Origin of the sequence: Ralstonia sp. GX3-BWBA (genome assembly GCF_003290055.1) — a bacterium.
GTDB classification, from domain to species: domain Bacteria; phylum Pseudomonadota; class Gammaproteobacteria; order Burkholderiales; family Burkholderiaceae; genus Ralstonia; species Ralstonia holmesii.
The window spans coordinates 1-1,202 of the sequence record NZ_QMKS01000032.1 but is presented as its reverse complement, the minus strand read 5'-3'; the positions used below and the strand labels follow the sequence as shown (position 1 = coordinate 1,202).

Here is a 1,202-nt window from a genome sequence, read left to right as displayed (position 1 = left end):
GTGACCTGCTCCCCGCGATTAGTACGCTGACGATGTAGAGTCCGTTCCGAAGAGGAGCGGTCATGAAAAAGCGATTCACCGAAGAACAGATTATTGGCGTGCTGAAGGAGGCCGAGGCCGGCCTGAAGCCAGCAGAGCTGTGCCGCAAGCACGGCATCTCGGAAGCGACCTACTACAACTGGAAGGCGAAGTTCGGCGGGATGACGGTCTCCGAAGCGCAGCGGCTGAAGGAGTTGGAGCAGGAGAACAACAAGCTCAAGCGCCTGCTGGCCGAATCGATGCTGGACAACGCGGCACTGAAGGACCTGCTGTCCCGAAAGTAGCAAGCCCGCAGGCCAAGCGCGAAGCGGTCCAGGTATTGATGACCGAACGCGCCATGGGGGTCACCCGGGCCTGCGGGCTGGTAGGGATTTCGCGCTCGCTGTTCCACTACGAATCGCGCCGCCGCGTTGACGATGAAGCGCTGACGGGTCGGATGATGGCCATCGCCGCGCAGAAGCGCCGCTATGGCTATCGCCGGATTCACGTGCTGTTGCAACGGGAGGGCTGGCTGGCCAACCACAAGCGCATCTGGCGCCTGTACAGCAAGGCGGGCCTGAGTGTGCGCAAGCGGCGACGCAAGCGCATTGCGGCGGTCGAACGCAAGCCGCTGTCGCTGCCAACCGGCCCGAACCAGAGTTGGTCGATGGACTTCGTTTCCGATGGGCTGGCCTACGGTCGGCGGTTTCGATGCCTGAACGTGGTCGACGATTACACGCGCGAGTGCCTGGTCATCGAGGTTGACACCTCATTGCCGGGCCTGCGGGTCAAGCAAGTGCTGGAACGGCTGAAGGAGATGCGAGGCTTGCCAGCTTCCATCACGGTGGACAATGGTCCCGAGTTCGCTGGTAAGGTGCTGGACGCATGGGCCTACGAAGCGGGCGTCACGCTGTCGTTCATCAGGCCCGGCAAGCCAGTGGAGAACGCCTACATCGAGAGCTTCAACGGGCGGTTCCGCGATGAATGCCTGAACGAGCACTGGTTCGTCTCAATGCGCCACGCCAGGCAGCTGATTGAGGAATGGCGTATCGAGTACAACACCGAGCGGCCTCACAGCTCGCTCGGCTATCTGACCCCGGCGCAGTTTGCACAGGGGCATGAGCAGAAAGAGTTTTTAACCTCGGACTCCACCTGCGCTTCGTACTAAAACCGGGGGCAGGTCA

1 protein-coding gene is annotated in these 1,202 nt (G+C 61.6%); it reads left to right on the top strand.

Translation table 11 applies throughout. The features are described from left to right. Positions 1-62 precede the first annotated feature (62 nt). A protein-coding gene (locus DOD19_RS27455; RefSeq protein ID WP_112189128.1) for an IS3 family transposase occupies positions 63-1,186 on the top strand; the annotation gives its coding sequence in 2 pieces (ribosomal slippage) (positions 63-321 and positions 321-1,186; 1,125 coding nt in all). Positions 1,187-1,202: the final 16 nt, after the last annotated feature.